The sequence below is a fragment of the Syntrophomonas palmitatica JCM 14374 genome, assembly GCF_001311885.1.
Taxonomy (GTDB): domain Bacteria; phylum Bacillota; class Syntrophomonadia; order Syntrophomonadales; family Syntrophomonadaceae; genus Syntrophomonas_A; species Syntrophomonas_A palmitatica.
This window is the reverse complement of the sequence record NZ_BBCE01000008.1, coordinates 1-21579: the sequence shown is the minus strand read 5'-3', so window position 1 is coordinate 21579 and position 21579 is coordinate 1. Positions and strand designations below refer to the sequence as shown.

Sequence of the window (21579 nt, the reverse complement as noted above, 5' to 3'; positions counted from 1 at the left end):
ACATATGCCAGGAGAAAGAGAGTCAAACTGGAAATAGATATTGATCCAGTATCTACTATTTGAAGGAGGATAACAATGGCAGTATACAAGGTTCTGACTTTACCCCATGAAACCCTGCGGGCCAAGGCTCAACCTGTTACCAAAATTAATGCTGGTGTTTTACGGGCTCTGGACAATATGCGCGATACATTGTACGCAGAGGATGGGGTAGGACTGGCTGCCCCGCAGATAGGTATTTCCAAACGCATGATACTGGTTGATCCAGGGGATAATTTGCTTGAATTGATAAATCCGGTAATAATTAAATCCGCAGGTGAAAAATCAGCCCGGGAAGGATGCTTGAGTATACCGGGAACGGTGGGAATGGTAAAACGGGCTCTGGAAGTAACCGTTGTGGGGCTTAATCGCCAGGGCGAGGAAGTAACCATTGAGGCTTCGGATCTTCTTGCCCGGGTTTTACAGCATGAAATAGACCATCTGGATGGGATTCTGTTTATTGATAAAGCCACTGATATCCGACGGGAAAAATAGATAGAACGGAGAGATGCAAGTGAATATAATTTTCATGGGCACCTCTAATTTCGCAGTACCTTCACTTCAAGCGTTAGTACAAGCTGATATTAGTATTCCGATGGTAGTAACTCAACCCGACCGCCCCAGGGGACGCGGGGGCAAAATGACACCTACTCCGGTTAAACAGGCGGCTGAGGATTACGGCATTACAGTATTTCAGCCGGAGAGAATAAAGGACCCGAAAGCGATTAATATAGTATGTGACTTGAAGCCTGATTTAATTGCAGTGGTGTCCTACGGGCAGATAATTCCTGGAGAATTATTAAAATATCCCGCATATGGTTGTGTTAATGTGCATGGTTCTTTGCTTCCCGCATATCGCGGGGCTGCTCCTATACAGCGAGCCATGATGGCAGGAGAAAAAGAAACCGGGATTACTATCATGTACATGGATGAGGGGCTGGATACCGGCGATATTATTTTGCAATCAGTCATTCCTATCGAAGATGGAATCGACCACGGCAATCTAGAAAATATAATGGCGTCCAAAGGGGCGGCTCTCTTAATGGAGGCTATAAAGAAACTTCAGAATGGAACAGCCCCAAGGATTCAACAAGATAACTCCAGAGCTACATATGCTCACCGCTTGACCAGGGAAGATGAAAAAATTAACTGGCAGCTGCCCGCAGCAAATTTGCATAATTTAATTAGGGCTTTGTCTCCCGCTCCGCGCTTACGCCAGATCAAGGATACTAAAATAAAAATTTATCGCAGCCGGGTAGTAGACCAGGAATTAGCAGGTAAGCCCGGGGAAATCCTTGAGATTCATGACCATGATTTTTGGGTAAAAACGGGCAATGGCATACTTGAAATACTGGAATTGCAAAGAGAAGGCAAACGGCGTATGGCAGTAAAAGAATTCCTGCAGGGATTCCCCCTGCCAAAGGGAGCATCTTTCCATTAACCCGGGAGGGTTCAATGTGGATACGAAGAAACGTCTTTATGTTGGCTTGCTGGCCAGCAGTCTCTTAATAATGTTTTTGCTGCTGGTTCTAATATGGTATCTTATTACCAAACGCAGCCTTTTAGTGAATCATATTATAATAATTATTCTAGCCGCTGTAGTTCTGGTCATCTTTTTAATGCTGGGAATAGGTCTCATGGCTCTGGTTATTATGATTCTGCGTTCGCGCACCATACCTTCTTTGGAATCCCTGGCCCAGCGGGTTCACGAAATGCTGTTTCCCCTAGCTTTGCTGGTAGGGGGGGTTGTGGGGATTAACAAAGAAAAAATTCTGCGTTCTTATATTGCGGTCAACAATTACCTGGTTAAAAGCCGCCGTTTATGGCTTAGAGGCGAGCAGATTATGATACTGCTGCCGCACTGCCTGCAGAATTCGGAATGTCCTCATAAAATAACGGTTGATGTTAAAAACTGCAAGGCCTGCGGTAAATGCAGCGTAGGCGACCTAAAAAAACTGGCAGATAATTACCATGCGGTACTGAAAGTGGCTACCGGAGGAACCCTGGCTCGTAAATATATAACTGAACGCAAGCCCTCCGCTGTGATAGCGGTAGCTTGTGAAAGGGATTTATCATTAGGGATTCAAGATATGACAGTTCTTCCGGTAATAGGCGTATTAAATTGCAGACCCCACGGACCTTGTGTTGATACGGGAGTTAATCTGGAAGAAGTCGAAAGTGCTCTGAAGAGTATATGTAAGGGAGGATGATATAATGTATTATTTGATGTTCATATTACCGGCATTGATAATCAGTATTTATGCGCAGTTTAAGGTCAGTTCCACCTTCAAACGCTATTCCGAGGTGCGTTCTTCCCGGGGTATTACCGGAGCCGAAGCAGCCCGCACCATTTTGGCCCGCAACGGTTTGGGCGGAATAGGTTTGGAGGCAGTGGCGGGAAACCTCTCGGATCATTATGATCCAACCGCGCGTACAGTACGGTTGTCTGAGAGCGTTTATGGCAGCAATTCCATTGCCGCTATTGGGGTAGCCGCCCACGAGGCAGGCCACGCAATTCAACATCAGCAAAAATATGGTCCTTTGGAATTGCGTCATGCTATCGTTCCTATTACGAATTTTGCGTCTAGTGCCTCTTATTTTATTCTTTTTCTGGGTATGATTATACAAAGTGCCAATTTGCTTTTAGTTGGCATTATTCTGTTTTCAGCCGTGGTGCTTTTTCACCTGGTGACTTTACCGGTGGAATTAAATGCCTCAAGGCGTGCTGTAGCTCAGTTGTCAGAAGCCGCTTTGATAACCAGTTCGGAAGTTCCCATGGTAAAAAAGGTTCTGGGGGCAGCGGCGTTTACTTATCTGGCTGCGGTTCTGGCGGCTTTGTCCAACCTGCTTTACTACATCCTAATGTTTGTAGGCAGCAGCAGTGACGAATAGATACATTAGGCGAAGGTGTGAATTTGACAATAAATAGTAAAGAATCAGTCAATCCGGCCCGAGTTCTGGCGGTGCAAATTGTTCATGATATTATGGAAGAGGGTTTATACGCTAATCTGGCCCTGGAAAAAGCCCTGAGAAATACTGATTTGTCATTGCCTGACCGACGGCTGCTTACCGAAATCGTAAATGGTACTATTAGAATGATAAAGCACCTGGACTGGGTGCTTAATCAATTTCTACAGAAGAAAATTGTAGGGCAGAATCCCTGGCTGCGGGCTATTTTACGTATATCAGCCTATCAGTTGTTGTTTATGGACCGCATTCCGGTCTTTGCCTGCGTAAATGATGCTGTAAATATGAGCCGTTTGAAGATTAATGATAAGTTAAGCAAGGTTACCAACGGTGTTTTGAGAAATCTTTTACGGCAGCGTGATAATATAGTTTTTCCTGAAAAAGATACACCTGAATTTATGGCTGTTTACTACTCTCATCCCGAATGGATGGTTAAACTTTTTTTTGAGGTCTATGGAGTTGCGGAAACCAAGCGGATGTTGGAGTATAATAATCAGGCTCCACCGCTGGTGCTAAGGGCCAACACCATGCTTTGTGATGCACAGCAATTGCTGGCTAAACTGCAAGCGGATGAGGTGCAATGCTTTAAATCAAGTCTCTATCCTCAGGCAATACGCATTACAGAATCATTAAAACCAATCAGCAATTTGGAAGCATACAGGCAGGGGGCCTTTTATGTGCAAAACGAAGCTTCCATGCTGGCCGCAAGCATTCTGTCTCCCGAGAGCGGAGAAACGGTATATGATTTTTGCTGCGGGGTAGGGGGAAAATCCAGTCATATGGCCGAGTTGATGCAAAACCGGGGAGTCATTAGGGCTTATGATTTGCATCCGCATAAGATAAATGTTCTGCAGGGAAATTGTCAGCGATTGCGGGTATCTATAGTAGAAGCGAGAGCTGCTGACATATGTCAGCTGACGCTTAATGACCAGGCAGACCGGATTCTATTAGATGCGCCTTGTTCTGGGCTGGGAGTATTAAACCGGCGGGCTGATTCGAGATGGCGAAAATATCCTGAAGATTTGAGGGAATTACAAGAGCTGCAATTGCGATTGTTAAGCCAGGCCGGAAAATTCTTAAAGACCGATGGATTGTTATTATATGCAACCTGTACGATTAATCCGGGCGAAAATGAAAAGGTAGTTGGAGAATTCCTGCAAAATAATAATTACAAGCTGCAGGGATTTGCTGATAACATCGACTTCTTTCCCCTGGACAGCACCGACCGCGCCAGGGCTCGCCAGGGGATGCTAACCTTATTGCCAGGTAAATATGATACCGATGGTATGTTCTATGCTTTATTAAGGAGGACAAGTCTTGCCTGATCCGGATAATGTCAAAACTGAACTGCTGGGAATGGATATGTCTGCGCTGGAGAATTATCTGGTTTCGATCGGACAGGCTGGTTTCAGGGGGCGGCAAATACACAAGTGGATTTATGAAAAAAATACCGCTTCATTCTACGAAATGAGCGACCTGCCCCGGGAATTAAGGCAGAGATTAGATGGCACTGCAGTGGTATCAATCCCCAGAGTTTTAAAACAAAGGGTTTCCCGTGATGGAACCCGCAAATTTCTTATGGAGTTTGAGGACAAGAAAAGGGTTGAAACAGTCCTAATTCCCCAGAGCTACGAAAAGGACAGCCGTTTCACCTTGTGCCTTTCCACCCAGGTAGGGTGTCCTGTCAACTGTGCCTTCTGCGCTACAGGCCGTTCCGGATACCAGCGCAGCCTGAAAGATTACGAAATTGTCGGAGAAGTTTTGAGTTCCCGGCGTGAGTTATCCAAAAAGATTAAAAACGGTCCCGATAATTTGGTCAATCATATCGTATATATGGGAATGGGAGAACCTTTGCTTAATTATGAAGCGGTTATAAGCTCCATACATCGTATAAATGACCACCGCGGCATAAATATTGGGCAAAGGAATATAACCATTTCCACTGCCGGAGAGGTTAAAGGCATTGAAAGATTGGCCCGGGAAAAACTTCAAGTAACCCTGGCTATATCACTGCATGCTACCAGTGACGAACTCAGAGATCAATTGGTGCCCTTAAACCGCAAGTATCCCTTAAAAAGCCTTTTGCAAGCAGCAAATTACTTTATTTTGGAAACCGGACGCCGGGTGACCTTTGAATATGTGTTGTTGGATGGGGTTAATAATCGTCACGAAGATGCACAAAAGCTGGCCTATTTACTTAAACCACTACTAGCCAATATAAACCTGATTCCCTATAATGAAGTTGAAGGACTTCCTTACAGGAAGCCATCCCGGGATTCGGCTATACAGTTTCACCAATGGCTGCTTAATGAGGGTCTGAATGCTACCTTAAGGGAAGAGCATGGAACTGATATCGAAGCAGCTTGCGGGCAATTACGGGCCGAGTTTAAAAACGGGAATTTAACCAAGTACTAGAACCTGGCAGACGAGGTGTAGGGATGGAAGCAGCAGCTATTTCTGATATAGGACTGGTGCGATCTGATAATGAAGACAGTCTGCTTGTGCGTATCGAGCAGGGACTGTTTATAGTCTGTGATGGCATGGGAGGACACAAGGCCGGTGAAGTGGCTTCCAGTATGGCAGTAAAGTCTATTGACGATGATTTGCACAAATTACCAGGCCCAGAAATAGCTCGAAAACTAAACCTCGCCATCGAAAAGGCCAACCGTATGATCTGGGAACAAGGCCGCGAAAATCCTGAATGGTCTGAAATGGGTACCACTTTGACTGCGGCAGTAATATGGGATAATCATCTCACTGTGGCCAATGTTGGCGACAGTGCTTTGTATATTATAAGCAACCAGGAAATAAGAAAAATAACCAGGGACCATACCCTGGCTCAGGAAATGGTTAAGGACGGTTTGCTTCGAAGCGAGGATGTGAGAAAAAGCGGGTACAATCATATTCTGACTAGAGCCCTGGGGGTTCAGCACAGTGTAAATATTGATAATTTTGAGGTAGAAATTAAAACCGGCGACATCATATTATTATGCAGCGATGGCTTGAGTGATATCGTATGGGATGATGAAATAAAGGACATTGTGATTACTCATGGCCAGGATTTGGAGAAAGCCGTTCAGGAGTTGCTCAAACAGGCTCTGGCCAGAGGAGGATTTGACAATATAAGTATCATACTCATCAGGATATAATTAGGAGGTATTTGTTTTTGGATATCCAGGTGCTGGGCGACCGTTACGAACTGCTGGAATTGATAGGCGAAGGCGGTATGCTCTGGTCTATAAAGCCAGATGCCGAATCTTGGACCGGGTAGTTGCTATCAAGATATTAAAACCGGAATATGTGGAATCCCCAGGTTTTGTAGAAAAATTCAAGACTGAAGCTCAGGCAGCAGCCCGGTTATCACATCCTAACATAGTGAATATTTTTGATGTCGGCCAGGAAATCGACACATACTACATTGTAATGGAGTATGTGGAAGGCCGTACATTAAAAGAAGTTATTGCAGAACAGGCGCCTCTTAGTTTAGAAATGGCCGTTAATATCTCCATTATGATATGTGACGGCATTCATCATGCCCACGAAAGGGGTATTATTCATCGTGATATCAAACCACATAATATATTGCTGACCAATACCGGTATTGTTAAAGTAGCGGACTTCGGCATAGCTCAGGCTATCAGCACTAAAACTATAACCTTTGGTAAGAGTATGGTCGGATCAGTGCATTATATTTCTCCTGAACAAGCCCGCGGAGAGCCGGTAACTCGGGCTTCTGACATCTATTCTCTGGGTTGTGTGCTTTATGAAATGCTGACGGGTATAGTCCCCTTTGATGCCGAGAGTCCTATTACTGTGGCATTAAAACACATCCACGATGATCCTGCCCCGCCGCGCAGCATTAATAACCGTATACCACCGAACCTGGAAAATATTGTTCTGCATGCTATGGATAAGGTACCGTCCCGCCGTTATGCCAGTGCGGAACAGATGCGCAATTCTCTTCTGGCCATTGAACTGGAGAAAGGTAATTATAATGGCCGTCATGAAAGGGGCAAAACCATTATTATGCCATCTATTTCTAATGAAGGTGACGAATATGCGCCGACGAAGAAAAAACATGGAAACGTGATGGTTGTAAGCCTTATTATCTTATTGGGTTTATTCTCAGGTATTTTTTATATTATGGGCGATAGTTTTTTTGGCGAAGAAGTAGTGGTACCCAATATTCAAGGACTGAATATTGTTGAAGCCAATCAGCAGCTTAAAGACGTAAACCTGAGTATGAATGTTCATGGCTATGATTATAGTGATGAATACGAAAAGGACACCATAATATCGCAAACACCGCAGGCAGGACAAAAGGTTAAGGAGGACCGGGTAATAAATGTTATTCTCAGTAAGGGGTCGCAGCAAGTTAAGGTTCCTTCAATAGTAGGTTTATCTAAGGATACTGCAGAAATTCGAATTCAGAACAGCGGTTTGATTGTTGGCAGTATTGATCAAATATACGATGATAAATATGAAAAGGACCATGTTATATCTCAGTCTCCCCTGGCAGGACAAATGGCGGATAAGGGAGATTCCGTTGACTTAATGGTCAGCAAAGGACCTACTCCGCAAAAGGTAGCTATGCCTGATTTACTAGGGTTAAACCTGGAGGCGGCCCGCAGAAAATTAGAAGAGAACAAGCTGGTTCTGGGCGATGCCACCAGGCAGGAAAGCAACGAATACTACAACAACCAGGTAATGGCACAGGATGTAGCTGCTGGTGTAATGGTAGAGGAACAGACTACTATCAACCTGGTAATAAGCAAAGGTCCTGGCCCGGTTGCCCAGACCAAGACTCTTGAATTTCAACTGCCTGAAGATAATGACTATTATAAAGTGGTAATCATAATTCGCGATGCAAAAGGCAGCCGCAGCATTTATAACGAACTGCACGAAGCCGGTGATTCGATTACCGTGGTGGCAAGTTATTATGGAAAAGGAACTGCGGAAGTGCAGCTAAATGGCCGCACTTACAAGACCTTTACTTTATAAATTAAATCCTGTTTATTTAAAAGGAGGAGTCAATGAGCCGGGAGGAAGAATATGAAGGCTGAGACTTCTGAAGGTCTGGTTCTAAAACTATACGGGGGCTTCTATTATGTAAAAGACCAGCCTGGAGTGCTTTATGAATGCAAGCTGCGCGGCAAAATAAAGGATCAGATCCTTGTGGGGGATCGCGTTTTATTCACCGCCACTGAAGAAGGCCAGGGTGTAATTGAGAGTATTCAGCCCCGTTTAAATCAATTGTACCGGCCAAAAATCGCTAATGTTGATATGGTATTTATTGTTATGGCCCATGACCGGCCCGCGCCTAGCCTCGCTTTGCTTGACCGACTTCTCTTTTTAGTTTTATATCATAATATCGTTCCCTGTATCGTGCTGAATAAATGTGATTTAAAAGAAGACAGGAATACGGTGCGCCTGCGTGAATATTATCCTTCAGCAGGTTTTGATTTGATATCTACTTCGGTTACTCAGGATATTGGCATCGAAAAAATACTGGATTTGGCTGCAGGACGGACGGCGGTTTTGGCAGGACCATCAGGCAGCGGAAAATCCAGCTTAATCAACCGCCTGCTGGGTGTGAAAACCCGCACCGGTGAAATAAGTGAAAAAATTGGCCGTGGTAAACATACTACTCGTCATGTGGAATTATTCGCTCTTCCTTGCGGAGGATTGATTGCCGATTCCCCCGGTTTTACAATTCTTGATTTACCGGGAGTGGAAAGCCGTGAACTATCTGACTATTATCCCGATTTTCAAGACCATAGAACAGGATGCCGTTTTATGGATTGTTTGCACCACCGGGAGAATGATTGCGGAGTAAAGAGAGCCGTAGAGGCTGGACAGATAGCTGATTTTCGTTATCAGAATTACCTGGTCTTGTTGGAAGAAGTCATGAAAAATGAGAGGTGCTATCGTTGATTATTGCTCCATCTATTTTATCGGCTAATTTTTCCTGTTTGGGAGAAGATATAAAGAAAGTAGCTGCGGCTGGAGCTGAATGGCTGCATATAGATGTAATGGACGGCCATTTTGTGCCCAATCTCACCATTGGACCGCAGGTTGTTGCTGATATTCGTAGAGAAACCAGTCTATTTCTCGATGTGCATTTAATGATTGAATCTCCTGAGAAGCTTATTCCCGCCTTTATTGAAGCTGGTGCGGATTTAATTACTGTACACAGCGAAACCTGTCCTCATCTGCATCGTACTCTGAACATGATCAGGGAATTGGGTGCCAGAGCCGGAGCAGCTATCAATCCTGCTACACCTGAATCAGTATTGGAATATGTACTGACAGAACTGGATCTGATTCTGGTTATGAGTGTGAATCCGGGTTTCGGCGGACAGAAATTTATACCAGGCAGCCTGCAGAAGATAGCAAGTATTAAATCCCGCCTGGACGCTTTAGGCAGCAAGGCCTTCCTGGAAGTAGACGGAGGGATTAATGCTGAAACGGGCCGTGCGGTAGTACAGGCAGGCTGTAATGTTCTGGTGGCAGGTTCATACATATTCAAAGCCCCTGATCCTGCAGACAGAGTCAGGTTATTGCAGCAGCTGTAACCGTGAGCTTTTCCAAAGAGTAATTCGATTGGCTGTGCTAAAACGCTACCGCTGCTTGCACGGAAGGCGAGTTTTTTCTGATTGAGGTGAAACATTGATTACAGATGAACTAATACAACGAATAAATGAACTGGCCAGAAAGAAGAAAAACCATGGGTTAACTCCGGATGAACTTGTTGAACAGAAGAAACTATATAGTGTATATCTGTCAACAATTCGCCGGCAGGTTACTGAACAATTGGAGGCTGCAGGTTTTAAACCGGGCAATCAACATTCGCATCACTGCCATGATGGCTGTTGTGAACACCATCATAATGAGACACATAAACACTAAAACTAATTAGATTATGGATACAGCACTGAACGCTAAATAAAGGTACAATACTTGACCCGGCAATATCACCATGCTAGTATATATTAAAATCACATAACACAGCTTTCTTCGGGGATGGGTGGAATTCCCTATCGGCGGTAAAGCCCGCTAGCTCTTCGGGGCATGATCCGGTGAAACTCCGGGGCCGACAGTAAAAGTCTGGATGGGAGGAGAAAGGCAGGCGGGAGCATGTTTATTGTCTCCTGTATTTGCTCTTTGTGTCCATTTGACCCGAGGAAAAATCGGGTTTTTTGTGTTTCTGAGACGGGGGATTATTACGGAAGAGGATAGCAGATACATGCAAAGAGCCCTGGAACTGGCTGCTATGGCTATGGGAAGGACCAGTCCCAACCCGGTGGTAGGTGCGGTAATAGTCAAGGATGGTATCATAGTGGGCGAAGGATATCACCGCCAGGCCGGTACTCCCCATGCTGAAATACATGCTCTTCGCGAAGCGGGAGAAGCAGCTCGCGGCTCCGATGTATATGTAAGCCTTGAACCTTGCAGCCATTATGGTCGTACACCACCATGTGCCGATGCTCTGGTTAAAGCCGGGATAAAACGCGCGGTGATTGCCACGGTTGATCCTAATCCCAGGGTAATGGGCCGGGGAATAAAGATTTTGCAAAAGGCTGGTATTGAGGTTAAGACAGGTATATTGCAGAACGAGGCCCAAAAACTTAACGAGTTCTTTTTTAAATATATCAGAACCGGCAGACCCTTTGTAACTGTAAAAACAGCCATGACCCTGGATGGGAAAATAGCTGCTTCAAGTGGTGATTCGCGCTGGGTCAGCGGTGAAGATTCCAGGCGCCATGTTCATGAACTGAGAAATATTTATGATGCTATTATGCTGGGGATAGGCAGCGTATTAAAGGACGATCCTCAACTTAATACCCGGTTGGATACAGATGATACACGTGATCCGCTTCGGGTTATTATCGACAGATGCTTGCAAATACCATTGAACAGTAAGATCATACAGAGCAGTCAAAGCCAGGCTACGATTATTTTTTGCGGAACGGGAGCAAGCACTGCAAAAGCGGAAGAGATTAGGCAGGCCGGGGCCGAAGTGATATGTTTAGAAACCAATACTGATATGATTCCTCTGGACAAGGTTTTGGATGAATTGGGGCATAGAGGGATATTAAGCCTCCTGGTCGAAGGAGGAGCACAGATTAATGCTAATCTTATTGAAAATAAACTGGCTGATAAATATCTGGCCTTTGTAGCTCCCAAAATTGCAGGCGGGAACAAGGCTCCCAGCCCGGTCGGCGGCAGGGGCGTAGAATTTATGAATGATGCGGTCATGCTGTGCGATATAGAATACCGCTTCTTTGAAAAAGACATTCTTATCAGCGGGTATTTTAGGAACGAATTACCACAGATGGACACAGATTAAAATAATAAACCTTTATGTTATCTAAGCTATTAATTTTGAACTTTACCTTTAAGGCGGGTGATAACGATTTTTACGGGTATAGTTGAAGAAATAGGACAGGTCAGGCATATTCGCAAAGGTGGAAAGTCAGCTCAGATTGACGTACAGGCCTCATTGGTAGTACAGGATCTAAAAATAGGTGACAGCATGGCTGTAAATGGAGTATGTCTTACAGTAATAGACTTTGACCGCCAGCATTTTGTTGCCGATGTTATGCCGGAAACCATGCTTAAGACTACTCTGGCCGGTTTAAATCCCGGCAGCCTGGTTAATATCGAACGTGCTTTGCGTTTGAGTGACAGGCTGGGAGGGCATATTATGCAGGGGCATGTCGATGGGATTGGAAAAGTCATGGAGAAGAATATGCTTGACATTTCAACTATTTTTCGCATATCTGCCCCGCTTAATCTTATGAAATACATTGTTCCCAAGGGTTCCGTATCTATTGACGGGACCAGTCTCACTGTGGTGGATGTATTTGAAGATAGCTTTACAGTTTCCCTGATCCCTCATACGTCAGCCCAAACCATACTCGGAAATAAGAAAGCAGGTGATTTAGTCAACCTGGAAACCGACATACTAGGACGATATATTGAAAAACTATTGTTTAGTTCAGAGCAAAAAACCAGGAACCCGGTAAGCCTTGAATTCTTAGCTGAAAACGGGTTTCTGTAAGGAGGGTATTAATTGTTTGATAGTATTAAAGAAGCAATAAATGATATCCGTGAAGGGAAAATGCTCATCCTGGTGGATGATGAGGACCGGGAGAATGAGGGAGATATAATAATAGCCTCCGAAAAGGCTACTCCAGAAGTAATTAATTTCATGGTAACCCATGCCCGAGGTTTAGTATGTGTGCCTATGCTGGGCGAACGCTGGATGAACTGAACATCAAACCTATGGTTATGGACAATACCGATAATCATGAAACAGCCTTTACGGTTTCGGTAGACTATAAAACCACCAGTACGGGTATATCAGCTTTTGAACGGGCGGATACAGTGCGGGCTTTGATCGATCCAAACGCCAAGCCTGAGGATTTCCGAAAACCAGGCCATATATTCCCTTTGCGCTACAAGCCCGGCGGGGTTTTAAGACGCACCGGGCATACTGAAGGCTCGATAGATCTGTGCAAAATGGCAGGGTTATATCCGGCGGCAGTTATTTGCGAAATAATGAATCCTGACGGTAGCATGGCCAGGCTTCCGGAATTATTGGAATTTGCCAAAGTCCATAATATGAAAATTGTTTCGGTTGCCGATCTGATAGAATACCGCCGCCGTCGTGAAAAAATGATTAACCGGGTGGCGGATGCCAAAACTTCCTACAAAGTTTGGTGAATTCCAGGTCGTTGCTTATCAATCCATACTGGATAACAAAGAACACCTGGCCCTGGTTAAAGGCGAATGGGATGAAGATGAACCGGTTTTGGTAAGGGTTCATTCAGAATGCCTGACTGGTGATGTTCTGGGTTCCAGGCGCTGCGACTGCGGGGATCAGCTGGCTGCAGCCTTGGAGATGATAGAACAGGAAGGCAGGGGAGTACTGCTTTATATGCGGCAGGAAGGACGGGGGATAGGGCTCTGCAACAAGATAAGAGCTTACAAGCTGCAGGATCACGGCCGGGATACGGTGGAAGCAAACCTGGAGTTAGGCTTTCCTGCTGATTTGCGGGATTACGGTATCGGCGCGCAAATACTGGTTGATTTGGGGGTAAAAAAGATGCGCATGATGACCAACAACCCCAAAAAGCTGCACGGTCTGGAGGGATACGGATTAGAGGTAGTGGAACGGGTACCGATTGAAATATCCTGCCAGGCGGAAAACCAGCGTTACCTACAAACCAAAAAGGAAAAAATGGGTCACATGCTGGCCAATATATAAAATGGAGGTAAATAATGATGGGAAAAACATTCCAGGGAAAACTTACTGGCGAGAAGCAACGCATTGGCATTATCGTATCAAGTTTAATGAATTCATTACCAGCAAACTTCTGTCTGGTTGCATGGATGCTCTAATCAGACATAATGTAAGCGAGGATAATATCGATGTGGCCTGGGTTCCCGGTGCGTTTGAAATGCCCCTGGCCGCGCAGAAAATGACGAGCAAAGGCTACGACGCAGTAATCTGTCTGGGAGCGGTTATTAGAGGGGCTACTCCGCATTTTGAGTATGTGGCTGCTGAAGTAACAAAAGGTATTGCCCAGGTGAGCCTTAACAGCGGCATACCGGTTATATATGGCGTGGTAACCGCTGATACCATAGAACAGGCCATCGAAAGAGCCGGCACTAAAGCGGGCAACAAGGGTGTGGATGCAGCACTTACGGCCATAGAAATGATAAACCTGCTGGGAGAGTTTTAAGAGAAGGTGGGACAAGGGGACAGTCCGCCTGTCCCCTCAACTTTATGGCTTATTTTTTTCAGGCCACATTTCTTCCACTAAAACAATCTGGTTCACTTTTGAATCACGTATTTGAAGAATGATACTGCGCTTCTTGTCTGCGCTGTATATAGCTTCAAAATCTTTAAGCTGCCTGCCTTTGCCGCTGTAAATATAATTGGGGCCATAGGCCTCAGTTACCTTTTGCAAGGGATCTCCCACTTTAATACCTCGGTTTGTACATACTTGATTATTAGGAATATGGATTTTTTTCAATATTGTCCTGTCACCATTAAAGGTAAAGATGCATTCGGGGCTGCTAGTTTTGTAAACGGTGCTCATACCCAGGGTTTTACCACCGGCAGAAGAGACATTACTTCTTCCATACTGGTCTTGCCAATAGATACATGTCCATCATTAATATGGACGGTGAAGTCTTTTTCTAAAAGGATTGGGCTTTCTTTAGGGTATATAATCTGGACGCGGGTACTGTTCCTGGCTACCCAAAGCCCGGTTAGTGAAACCGTAGCGAAAATTGCCATTATAATTAAGTAATCGCGTTTTTTCATAACTCACCCTGCTTTCAACATTATTTGCAGTTCATTATACTCAAATTCTAGGTTTTTCTTGGGCTTTTTACAATCGTTAATGCATGGTAAAAAGTGATCGGCACTTTGGATAAAATTAATCCATTCTTCTCCAGAAAATATAAAAGGGAGGCTTCAACCTCCCGTTTTTTCTATGGTGCGGTAGAGAGGACTTGAACCTCCACCTGCGTACACAGACTAGATCCTGAATCTAGCGCGTCTGCCGATTCCGCCACTACCGCATAAAATCTCTCAGCGAAATAGATTATAGTATAAGGCAGGCATAGATGTCAAGGCCTGCCCGGTTTGTATTTATACTAGGCATGAAAAATTACCTCTGCAAATAATAATTATTATTATTTAAACAAGTTTGTTATAATAATATGCGTAAAAGTAATTTTATATTTAGTAATATTATCTGTTTATTATTTGTTGCTCTTAATGGTACAATACTTTCAAAGCTGACAGAAGGGAGAATTAGGCCAAGTGAATAAATTCAAGGTAATCGCCGAAGATGCAGTACTCGTCATAATCGATCTCCAGGAAAGACTGCTTAAGGCCATGAAAGACCGGGAAAGGGTGATTAACAACACCAAGCTGCTGATAGCAACAGCAAAACAATTTAACATTCCGGTGATAGTAACAGAACAATATCCTCGCGGCCTAGGAGCTACCGTACCGGAGATAAAGGATGAACTGAAAGATTATTATTATTTTGAAAAAGTACAATTTTCAGCCTGTATTGATGAATTGTTTAAGGTTTTAACTGACATTAAACGCCAGACATATATTGTCGCAGGCACCGAAACTCATGTTTGTGTGTTCCAAACCGTTCGGGATTTGGTAGAAGCGGGCTATAAGGTGCAAGTTGTTAATGATGCGGTTTGTTCCCGTTTTGATGAAAATTATCACAACGGGCTGGAACTGATGAGAGATCTGGGTGCTGTGGTTACTAATACGGAGACAGTGGTTTTTGATCTTCTGAAGTGCGCCGGCACTCCGGAGTTTAAAGCCATATCGCCGTTGGTAAAATAGCAGATATACAATAACTAGATAGAGAAGTATTTAAGGGGGAAGCGGTTATGTCGTATGGTGATTGGCTTTTGTTTAAAAAAGAAGGCAGTATTGGGATTATAACTCTAAACCACCCGGAAAATTACAATCTGGTAAACTGGCAGCTCCTGGAAGAGCTAGACGAAGTTCAAGGAGTTATTGAGAAGGATAAGGACTTGCGTGCCATAATTATTAATGCCAATGGCGATCATTTTTCTGCCGGTATTGACCTGCATATACTAGTAAATGATGTGGATTCTCGCTTTATTATGGATAAACTGACCTGGCTGCAGCGGGTGTACAGCCGCTGGCAGGAATGGGCCATCCCCGTTATTGCAGCCGTACATGGCTTGTGTTATGGTTCGGCTATGGAATTAATCCTGGGGTGTGACATAAGGATTGCGGCTGAAGATACCCGTATGGCCATTCCGGAAGTCAGGTTTGGCCTATCTCCTGATATGGGCGGAACCACTCGTTTGACGCACCTGATTGGGCCAGGGCAGGCCAAGCGCATGATTATTGGATGTGAAGAAGTAGATGCGCAGGAAGCACTGCGCATGGGCATGGTGGAAATTGTAGTACCTCGTGAACAGTTAATGGAACGTGCTCTAAAAATGGCCAAGCGAATTGCCGGATTACCTCCAGCGGCGGTTCGTTTTGCTAAAAAGGGGATTAACCTGGCGGCTGAGAGCAGCGTCGCGGCAGGGCTGCTTTTTGAACAAGCCCAATCTACCTTCTGCTGCGGAACGTATGATCAAAACGAAGCCATCAAGGCTTTCTTTGAGAAACGCAAGCCAGAATTTAAAGGGGAATAATTTTTATTTCATTTGACAAATAAATATAGAGCGTGTAAAATTCTTACTTGGGCTTACTATAAGTTAGCATCCGATTAAGAAGGCCAGGATAGTCATATAGTGCGGCATTCCAGTGGTTATGCCGCTTATTTTTTGGATTTTTAAGGAGTGAAATTAGAATAATGCTGCAGAACCTGCGAAACATTGGTATTATTGCCCATATCGACGCGGGCAAAACCACCACCACCGAACGAATATTGTATTATACCGGTTTAACCCATAAAATCGGTGAAACCCATGACGGCGAAAGCGTGATGGATTTTCTAGCCTGGGAAAAGGAGCGCGGCATCACCGTGACTTCTGCCGCTACCAGGTGTACCTGGAATGGCTATGATATAAACATAATCGATACGCCCGGTCACATAGACTTTACTGCCGAGGTAGAGAGAAGCCTGAGGATTCTTGATGGCGCGGTCGTAATATTCTGCGGACGCGGCGGGGTTGAACCGCAATCAGAGACTGTTTGGCGGCAAGCCGACAAATACAGAATCCCCAGGATTGCCTATATTAATAAAATGGATGCTGTTGGAGCAGACTTTTTTCGGGTAGTAGAACAGATTAAAAATCAACTGGGCGCCATCCCGCTGGTTCTGCAGATGCCGGTTTATGAAAAAGAAAACTTTGTGGGCATAATAGATCTAATAAATATGAACTATTTAAACTTTACCGGCCAACATGGCAGGGAAGTTCGTGAAGGAGATATACCGCCTGTTTATCAGCAGACAGCTCGTGAGTGGCGTCAGGTAATGGTAGAAAAACTGGCCGAATTCAATGATGAGATACTGGAAATGTATTTTGCAGAGGAAACTGTTCCTGCAGAAATTCTGAAAAAGGCTGTACGGGAAAATACCCTGAACAACAATCTGGTACCGGTATCATGCGGCAGTTCGTACCGCAATATAGGTGTGCAATCACTCTTAGACGCGGTTACTGATTACCTGCCTTCACCTCTTGATGTAGATGCGGTGCAGGCCAAACTCGAATTGGATGAGACTATTGTAGAAGTAAGACCTGATGTTGAAGATGAATTCTGCGCTTTAATCTTTAAAATAGTAAGTGACCGGCATGTGGGTAAACTGGCTTTTGCCCGTGTATATTCCGGTACCATTAAATCGGGCAGCAATATCTATAACAGCAGCAGGGACAAAAAAGAACGTATTGGCCGTCTGCTTAAAATGCACGCTAACCACCGCGAGGAGATCAATCAGGTGCAGGCGGGAGATATCGTGGCCATAATCGGTTTAAAGCATTCCCAGACCGGAGACACCCTGTGCAGTGAAAACCGGGTTTTACTAATGGAATCTATAGATTTTCCGGAACCGGTTATTCAGGTTGCAATAAAACCCCAAAACAAGTCGGATCAGGATAAAATTTCTGAAGCCCTGGCCCGAATTGCAGCTGAAGACCCGACATTTAAAATGAGTTTCAATAAGGAAACCGGGCAGACTCTTATTTCCGGTATGGGTGAGCTGCATCTGGAGATAGTGGCGGAAAGACTGACCCGGGAATTTAATCTAAACTTTAATATAGGCGAACCCGAGGTAGCTTACCGCGAGACTATTACCCGTGCTGCGGAACAGAATTACCGCTATGTTAAACAAACCGGAGGCCGCGGACAATTTGCTCATGTAGTCCTGCGCCTGGAGGAAGGCGAGGGCTTTGAATTCGTAAACCGGGTGACAGGCGGGGCCATCCCCAGAGAGTATTTCCCGGCCATAGAGGCAGGTATAAAACAGGGGCTGGAAGAAGGCATATTAAAGGGTTATCCAGTAGTTAATGTAAGGGCTATTCTGTTAGATGGTTCTTTCCATGAAGTCGATTCATCAGAACTGGCTTTTCGTACTGCCGCTATGATGGCAACCAAGGAATGTTTAAAAAAGGCAGCCCCGCGGATTCTGGAACCTATAATGAAGCTGGAGATTAGTTCGCCTGAAGAATACACCGGCAGCATTATAAATAATATCAGTAACCGCCGCGGACGTCTTGAATCTATGGAACTATACAACAATACACAGGTTATCAAAGGCTGTGTGCCACTGGCGGAGTTGTTCGGCTATTCAACCGTACTGCGTTCACTAACCCAGGGGAGGGCCGGGTTTAATATGGAGTTTTCCCATTACGAAGAGAGCGGCCTGGCAGGATAATAGAATAAATATCTGAACCACTCGTTCATTGCGGGTGGTTTTTTTATGTTATAGAAACCTAAAAAAGGAGAAGGCTTCAAAAACCTTCTCCTTTTAATTTTCCACTGGTAGCCCCAAAGGAGTATAACTATATCCGTAATGGCGACCAGAAAAGAGTTATATACAAAACAACGGCATAAAGCCCATAATTCGGATATGCTGGTAGCCCCAAGGGGAATCGAACCCCTGTCTCCGCCGTGAGAGGGCGGCATCCTAGGCCTCTAGACGATGGGGCCATATGGCAGCCGATCAAGGATTCGAACCCTGACAAACTGATCCAGAGTCAGTTGTGCTACCGTTACACCAATCGGCTGCGTAACGCATTCCACGCAGAAATCATTATAATATAGGCTTTGTTGATTGTCAAAGGGTTGGAACAGCTTTTTTAACGAAGCTCCGGCAAAACATAGGACCAAATAACATAAATAGAATATATTGGTAATATAAAGACCCCTGGTATTATCATGTAATCTCCATGATAGGAGGTGATAAAGATCTGCAGTCAGTATAATCCGGATTTTTTCTTGATGCATTCATATATGAAACAAATCAGCTTATCGAATCACTGGAAGCAATAATTTTAGGAATGGAACAAAAAATGGATATTAACACAAATGAAATATTCAGGATTATGCATACGATTAAGGGTAATGCTGGAGTTATGAATTTTTCTAATATGGCCTCTTTAGCACATGCTGCTGAAGACTTGTTCTCTATCTTGCGGGAAGAAAACCACAAACAGCTTGATTATACCCGGTTAGCCGATCTTTTGTTTATGGTAATTGATTATTTTCGATCATCATTGGAATCATTAGCAAATGGACACAATGAAGCAGACAGTGCTGATCAGATTATTTCATTATGTCATGAGTACCTGCAATCATTAAAGATACCATCTCCCAATAGACAGAAAGATGTAGAAATATCACAGAATACCGCTCTGCAAGAGAGCATTAAACAAAATGCTGATTCGGGAATCTTAATGCAAGGGCGTTACAGATGTGTTGTGTTCTTTGAGACGGATAGCGGTATGGAGAATGTCAGGGCGTTTTTGTTAGTCCACCGTATACAGGAAATAGCGGTGAATATCGAATTCTTTCCATCTGACATTGCTGATAATGAAAAAACCTCAATTTATATTAAAGAATACGGTTTCCAAATAGAATTTGATTCATATCTGGATTTTGAGGAATTAGAAGCATTTATAGTCCAAACCGCATTTATAAAGGAATTGCATATAGAACAATTAAAAAGTTTGATGCGGTCTGACCGGATGCCAATGAATAATGATATCCGGAGCAAACAGGCAATAAAAAATGATGTTTCGCCAGCAACGAGAAAACAGAACATGATCAGTGTGGGAGTTACTAAACTTGATATATTAATGGATCTGGTTGGCGAATTAGTCATTGCTGAAGCTATGGTCACACGAAATCCTGAATTGGCTGAAATGGAACTGGACAGCTTTAATAAGGCCAGTCGGCATCTGCGCAAGATAACCCGTGAATTACAGGATACCGTGATGTCTATACGTATGGTGCCATTGACAGCAACCTTTCAGAAAATGAACCGCCTGGTTCGTGATATGAGCCATAAGTTAGATAAAAATATTCAATTAGTTATTAGTGGGCAAGAAACGGAAGTAGATAAAAATATTATTGATCAAATCTCCGATCCCCTCATGCATCTTATTCGCAATTCTATAGATCATGGTATTGAAGATAGGGAAGAAAGAAAAAAATCGGGCAAGGATGAAACCGGAATAATTGTTTTGGATGCCAGAAATGCCGGGGGAGACGTATGGATCTCTGTAAAGGATGATGGCCGCGGCCTTAATAAAGAAAAAATCATTAATAAAGCCCGGGCAAAAAACCTGTTAAACAAGAGTCCCGACCAATTAAGCGATAGGGAAATATATTCCATGATACTGTTGCCCGGTTTTTCCACCAAGGATGAAGTAAATGAATTTTCCGGGCGGGGAGTGGGCATGGACGTAGTAAAAAAGAACCTTGAGAAGCTGGGAGGAACGGTAGTTATTGACAGCATTCCCGGACAAGGCACCTTAATTTCTCTTAGAATCCCACTTACCCTGGTTATAATTGACGGCATGGTTATCGGAGCAGGAAATAATACTTTCACTATTCCGGTCAACCTAATCAAAGAATCGTTCTGCAGCCAGGAACAGTTAATAATGAAAGACCCTGAAGGTAATGAAATTGTGATGATACGCGGCACTTTTTATCCCCTGATTAGATTACAGGAGTTCTACAAACTTGCGCCCAGCACCACTAATCCGGGGGAAGGCATATTAATTCTGGTTGAGGATGATTCAAAGGGAATCTGTCTATTAGCTGACAGTTTACTGGGACAGCAGCAGGTAGTAATTAAACCCCTTCCTGAACTTATTAAAATGCAAAACACCAATTTAAAGGGTATTGGAGGCTGCACGTTGCTTGGGGATGGCAGTATAAGCCTGGTAATTGATATTGCATCCTTGCACAGTAAACTTTAATGGATATAAACGACAAGGAAAGGAGGACAATTATGCAAGATATTATGGACCCAGATGAACTTGATATTGAAGATACTATGAAGGGCAAATACCTGGTCTTCATGGTAGATAAAGAGGAATATGGCATTGAAATTAAATTTGTTACCGAGATAATAGGAATTCAATCCATAACTCCCATACCCGATTTACCGGAATATATTAAAGGGGTTATAAATCTTCGGGGTAAAATAATTCCGGTAATGGACATCAGACTGCGTTTTGGTAAGGAAGCGCGCAGTTACGATGATAGGACCTGCGTAATAGTTGTCGATAAAGATAATATTTCAGTGGGTTTGGTTGTAGACAGCGTCAGTGAAGTGACCAGCATTAGCGATGAAGAAATATCACCGCCGCCTCGTTTAAATAAGAGTTTTCACAAATACATCAAGGGCATTGGCAAAAGTGCTAATGAAGTCAAGCTCTTACTGGATTGCGAACGTATTGTTGAAAGCAGTGAATATGCCGATTTTCAGCAGCAATAATGTATATCGTTAATGAGATGAGGGAGGAGAGGATTTTCAGTGCATTGGTTTTATAAACTCAAAATCAGAAACAAGCTGATGCTCAGTTTCTTTGTTT

General features: G+C 44.0%; 20 protein-coding genes, 3 tRNA genes, 2 pseudogenes and 1 riboswitch. Of the genes and pseudogenes, 20 read left to right on the top strand and 5 right to left on the bottom strand.

Annotation, left to right across the window (positions count from 1 at the left end; translation table 11 throughout):
• Positions 1-75: 75 nt before the first annotated feature.
• The 15 genes and pseudogenes from def to ribH all read left to right on the top strand — a co-directional run bounded on the left by def (position 76) and on the right by ribH (position 13754).
• Positions 76-531 carry a peptide deformylase gene (gene def, locus JCM14374_RS05760; RefSeq protein WP_054694661.1) on the top strand — a complete coding sequence of 152 codons (456 nt, stop codon included), beginning with the start codon at positions 76-78 and terminating at the stop codon, positions 529-531.
• 19 nt (positions 532-550) lie between these two features.
• A complete protein-coding gene (gene fmt / locus JCM14374_RS05755) occupies positions 551-1477 on the top strand; it encodes a methionyl-tRNA formyltransferase (RefSeq protein ID WP_054694658.1) in 927 nt (308 codons plus the stop codon).
• A gap of 16 nt (positions 1478-1493) precedes the next feature.
• Positions 1494-2246, top strand: coding sequence for a DUF116 domain-containing protein (locus tag JCM14374_RS05750; RefSeq protein WP_054694655.1), 753 nt, complete (start codon positions 1494-1496; stop codon positions 2244-2246).
• Positions 2247-2250: 4 nt separating this feature from the next.
• Complete coding sequence (locus JCM14374_RS05745; protein WP_054694652.1) at positions 2251-2928, top strand: zinc metallopeptidase; 678 nt, start codon at positions 2251-2253, stop codon at positions 2926-2928.
• A 17-nt stretch (positions 2929-2945) separates the two neighbouring features.
• Positions 2946-4328, top strand: coding sequence for a 16S rRNA (cytosine(967)-C(5))-methyltransferase RsmB (gene rsmB / locus JCM14374_RS05740; RefSeq protein ID WP_157048983.1), 1383 nt, complete (start codon positions 2946-2948; stop codon positions 4326-4328).
• Positions 4321-5418: a dual-specificity RNA methyltransferase RlmN gene (gene rlmN, locus JCM14374_RS05735; protein WP_242848848.1), complete on the top strand. Its 1098-nt coding sequence runs from the start codon at positions 4321-4323 to the stop codon at positions 5416-5418. Before rsmB ends, rlmN begins: the two co-directional genes overlap by 8 nt.
• Before the next feature lie 23 nt (positions 5419-5441).
• The gene (locus tag JCM14374_RS05730) at positions 5442-6152 is read left to right on the top strand and encodes a Stp1/IreP family PP2C-type Ser/Thr phosphatase (protein ID WP_054694645.1); all 711 of its coding nucleotides are present in this window, start codon (positions 5442-5444) and stop codon (positions 6150-6152) included.
• A gap of 109 nt (positions 6153-6261) precedes the next feature.
• Positions 6262-8004, top strand: a complete 1743-nt coding sequence (locus JCM14374_RS05725; protein ID WP_054694641.1) for a protein kinase domain-containing protein — start codon at positions 6262-6264, stop codon at positions 8002-8004.
• A gap of 51 nt (positions 8005-8055) precedes the next feature.
• Positions 8056-8937, top strand: a complete 882-nt coding sequence (gene rsgA, locus JCM14374_RS05720) for a ribosome small subunit-dependent GTPase A (protein ID WP_054694638.1) — start codon at positions 8056-8058, stop codon at positions 8935-8937.
• On the top strand, positions 8925-9578 hold the full coding sequence (gene rpe / locus JCM14374_RS05715; protein WP_157048981.1) for a ribulose-phosphate 3-epimerase: 654 nt from the start codon (positions 8925-8927) through the stop codon (positions 9576-9578). Before rsgA ends, rpe begins: the two co-directional genes overlap by 13 nt.
• A gap of 94 nt (positions 9579-9672) precedes the next feature.
• Positions 9673-9912: a DUF896 domain-containing protein gene (locus JCM14374_RS05710; RefSeq protein ID WP_054694631.1), complete on the top strand. Its 240-nt coding sequence runs from the start codon at positions 9673-9675 to the stop codon at positions 9910-9912.
• Positions 9913-10012: 100 nt separating this feature from the next.
• Positions 10013-10130, top strand: a riboswitch (FMN riboswitch).
• A 74-nt stretch (positions 10131-10204) separates the two neighbouring features.
• Positions 10205-11353 (top strand): bifunctional diaminohydroxyphosphoribosylaminopyrimidine deaminase/5-amino-6-(5-phosphoribosylamino)uracil reductase RibD, encoded by a 1149-nt coding sequence (gene ribD, locus JCM14374_RS05705; RefSeq protein WP_278279239.1) that lies wholly within the window; start codon positions 10205-10207, stop codon positions 11351-11353.
• Between the two features lie 66 nt (positions 11354-11419).
• A complete protein-coding gene (locus JCM14374_RS05700) occupies positions 11420-12067 on the top strand; it encodes a riboflavin synthase (protein WP_054694879.1) in 648 nt (215 codons plus the stop codon).
• Between the two features lie 60 nt (positions 12068-12127).
• Positions 12128-13276 (top strand): annotated as a pseudogene (locus JCM14374_RS05695) (bifunctional 3,4-dihydroxy-2-butanone-4-phosphate synthase/GTP cyclohydrolase II).
• Between the two features lie 14 nt (positions 13277-13290).
• Positions 13291-13754 (top strand): annotated as a pseudogene (gene ribH / locus JCM14374_RS05690) (6,7-dimethyl-8-ribityllumazine synthase).
• A 42-nt stretch (positions 13755-13796) separates the two neighbouring features.
• On the opposite strand, the gene JCM14374_RS13445 reads toward ribH, so the two are convergent.
• The 3 genes from JCM14374_RS13445 to JCM14374_RS05675 form a co-directional block, all read right to left on the bottom strand.
• A complete protein-coding gene (locus JCM14374_RS13445; RefSeq protein WP_172674163.1) occupies positions 13797-14048 on the bottom strand; it encodes a hypothetical protein in 252 nt (83 codons plus the stop codon).
• A 62-nt stretch (positions 14049-14110) separates the two neighbouring features.
• On the bottom strand, positions 14111-14341 hold the full coding sequence (locus JCM14374_RS05680; protein WP_054694624.1) for a hypothetical protein: 231 nt from the start codon (positions 14339-14341) through the stop codon (positions 14111-14113).
• Between the two features lie 173 nt (positions 14342-14514).
• Positions 14515-14601: transfer RNA gene (locus tag JCM14374_RS05675), tRNA-Leu, on the bottom strand.
• A gap of 244 nt (positions 14602-14845) precedes the next feature.
• On the opposite strand from JCM14374_RS05675, the gene JCM14374_RS05670 reads away from it, so the two are divergent.
• The 3 genes from JCM14374_RS05670 (at position 14846) to fusA (ending at position 18410) form a co-directional block, all read left to right on the top strand.
• Positions 14846-15394 carry a hydrolase gene (locus JCM14374_RS05670; RefSeq protein ID WP_054694621.1) on the top strand — a complete coding sequence of 183 codons (549 nt, stop codon included), beginning with the start codon at positions 14846-14848 and terminating at the stop codon, positions 15392-15394.
• A 47-nt stretch (positions 15395-15441) separates the two neighbouring features.
• Positions 15442-16227 (top strand): enoyl-CoA hydratase/isomerase family protein, encoded by a 786-nt coding sequence (locus JCM14374_RS05665; protein WP_054694617.1) that lies wholly within the window; start codon positions 15442-15444, stop codon positions 16225-16227.
• A gap of 161 nt (positions 16228-16388) precedes the next feature.
• Positions 16389-18410 carry an elongation factor G gene (fusA, locus tag JCM14374_RS05660; RefSeq protein WP_054694614.1) on the top strand — a complete coding sequence of 674 codons (2022 nt, stop codon included), beginning with the start codon at positions 16389-16391 and terminating at the stop codon, positions 18408-18410.
• Between the two features lie 199 nt (positions 18411-18609).
• Here fusA and JCM14374_RS05655 read toward each other — a convergent pair.
• Positions 18610-18685: transfer RNA gene (locus JCM14374_RS05655), tRNA-Glu, on the bottom strand.
• A gap of 3 nt (positions 18686-18688) precedes the next feature.
• Positions 18689-18762 (bottom strand) — tRNA-Gln (locus JCM14374_RS05650).
• Between the two features lie 222 nt (positions 18763-18984).
• Between JCM14374_RS05650 and JCM14374_RS05645 the strand changes: the two genes are divergently transcribed.
• Together JCM14374_RS05645 and JCM14374_RS05640 are read left to right on the top strand one after the other, a co-directional pair.
• Positions 18985-20961, top strand: a complete 1977-nt coding sequence (locus JCM14374_RS05645) for a chemotaxis protein CheA (RefSeq protein ID WP_242848858.1) — start codon at positions 18985-18987, stop codon at positions 20959-20961.
• A gap of 32 nt (positions 20962-20993) precedes the next feature.
• The gene (locus JCM14374_RS05640; protein ID WP_054694609.1) at positions 20994-21482 is read left to right on the top strand and encodes a chemotaxis protein CheW; all 489 of its coding nucleotides are present in this window, start codon (positions 20994-20996) and stop codon (positions 21480-21482) included.
• Positions 21483-21579: the final 97 nt, after the last annotated feature.

Excerpts from the sequence above, each read along its gene's own strand:
- def (WP_054694661.1), top strand. The coding sequence starts at position 76 with ATGGCAGTATACAAGGTTCTGACTTTACCCCATGAAACCCTGCGGGCC.
- JCM14374_RS05745 (WP_054694652.1), top strand. The coding sequence starts at position 2,251 with ATGTATTATTTGATGTTCATATTACCGGCATTGATAATCAGTATTTAT.
- JCM14374_RS05730 (WP_054694645.1), top strand. The coding sequence starts at position 5,442 with ATGGAAGCAGCAGCTATTTCTGATATAGGACTGGTGCGATCTGATAAT.
- rsgA (WP_054694638.1), top strand. The coding sequence starts at position 8,056 with ATGAAGGCTGAGACTTCTGAAGGTCTGGTTCTAAAACTATACGGGGGC.
- JCM14374_RS05680 (WP_054694624.1), bottom strand. The coding sequence starts at position 14,341 with ATGAAAAAACGCGATTACTTAATTATAATGGCAATTTTCGCTACGGTT.
- JCM14374_RS05665 (WP_054694617.1), top strand. The coding sequence starts at position 15,442 with ATGTCGTATGGTGATTGGCTTTTGTTTAAAAAAGAAGGCAGTATTGGG.
- fusA (WP_054694614.1), top strand. The coding sequence starts at position 16,389 with ATGCTGCAGAACCTGCGAAACATTGGTATTATTGCCCATATCGACGCG.
- JCM14374_RS05640 (WP_054694609.1), top strand. The coding sequence starts at position 20,994 with ATGCAAGATATTATGGACCCAGATGAACTTGATATTGAAGATACTATG.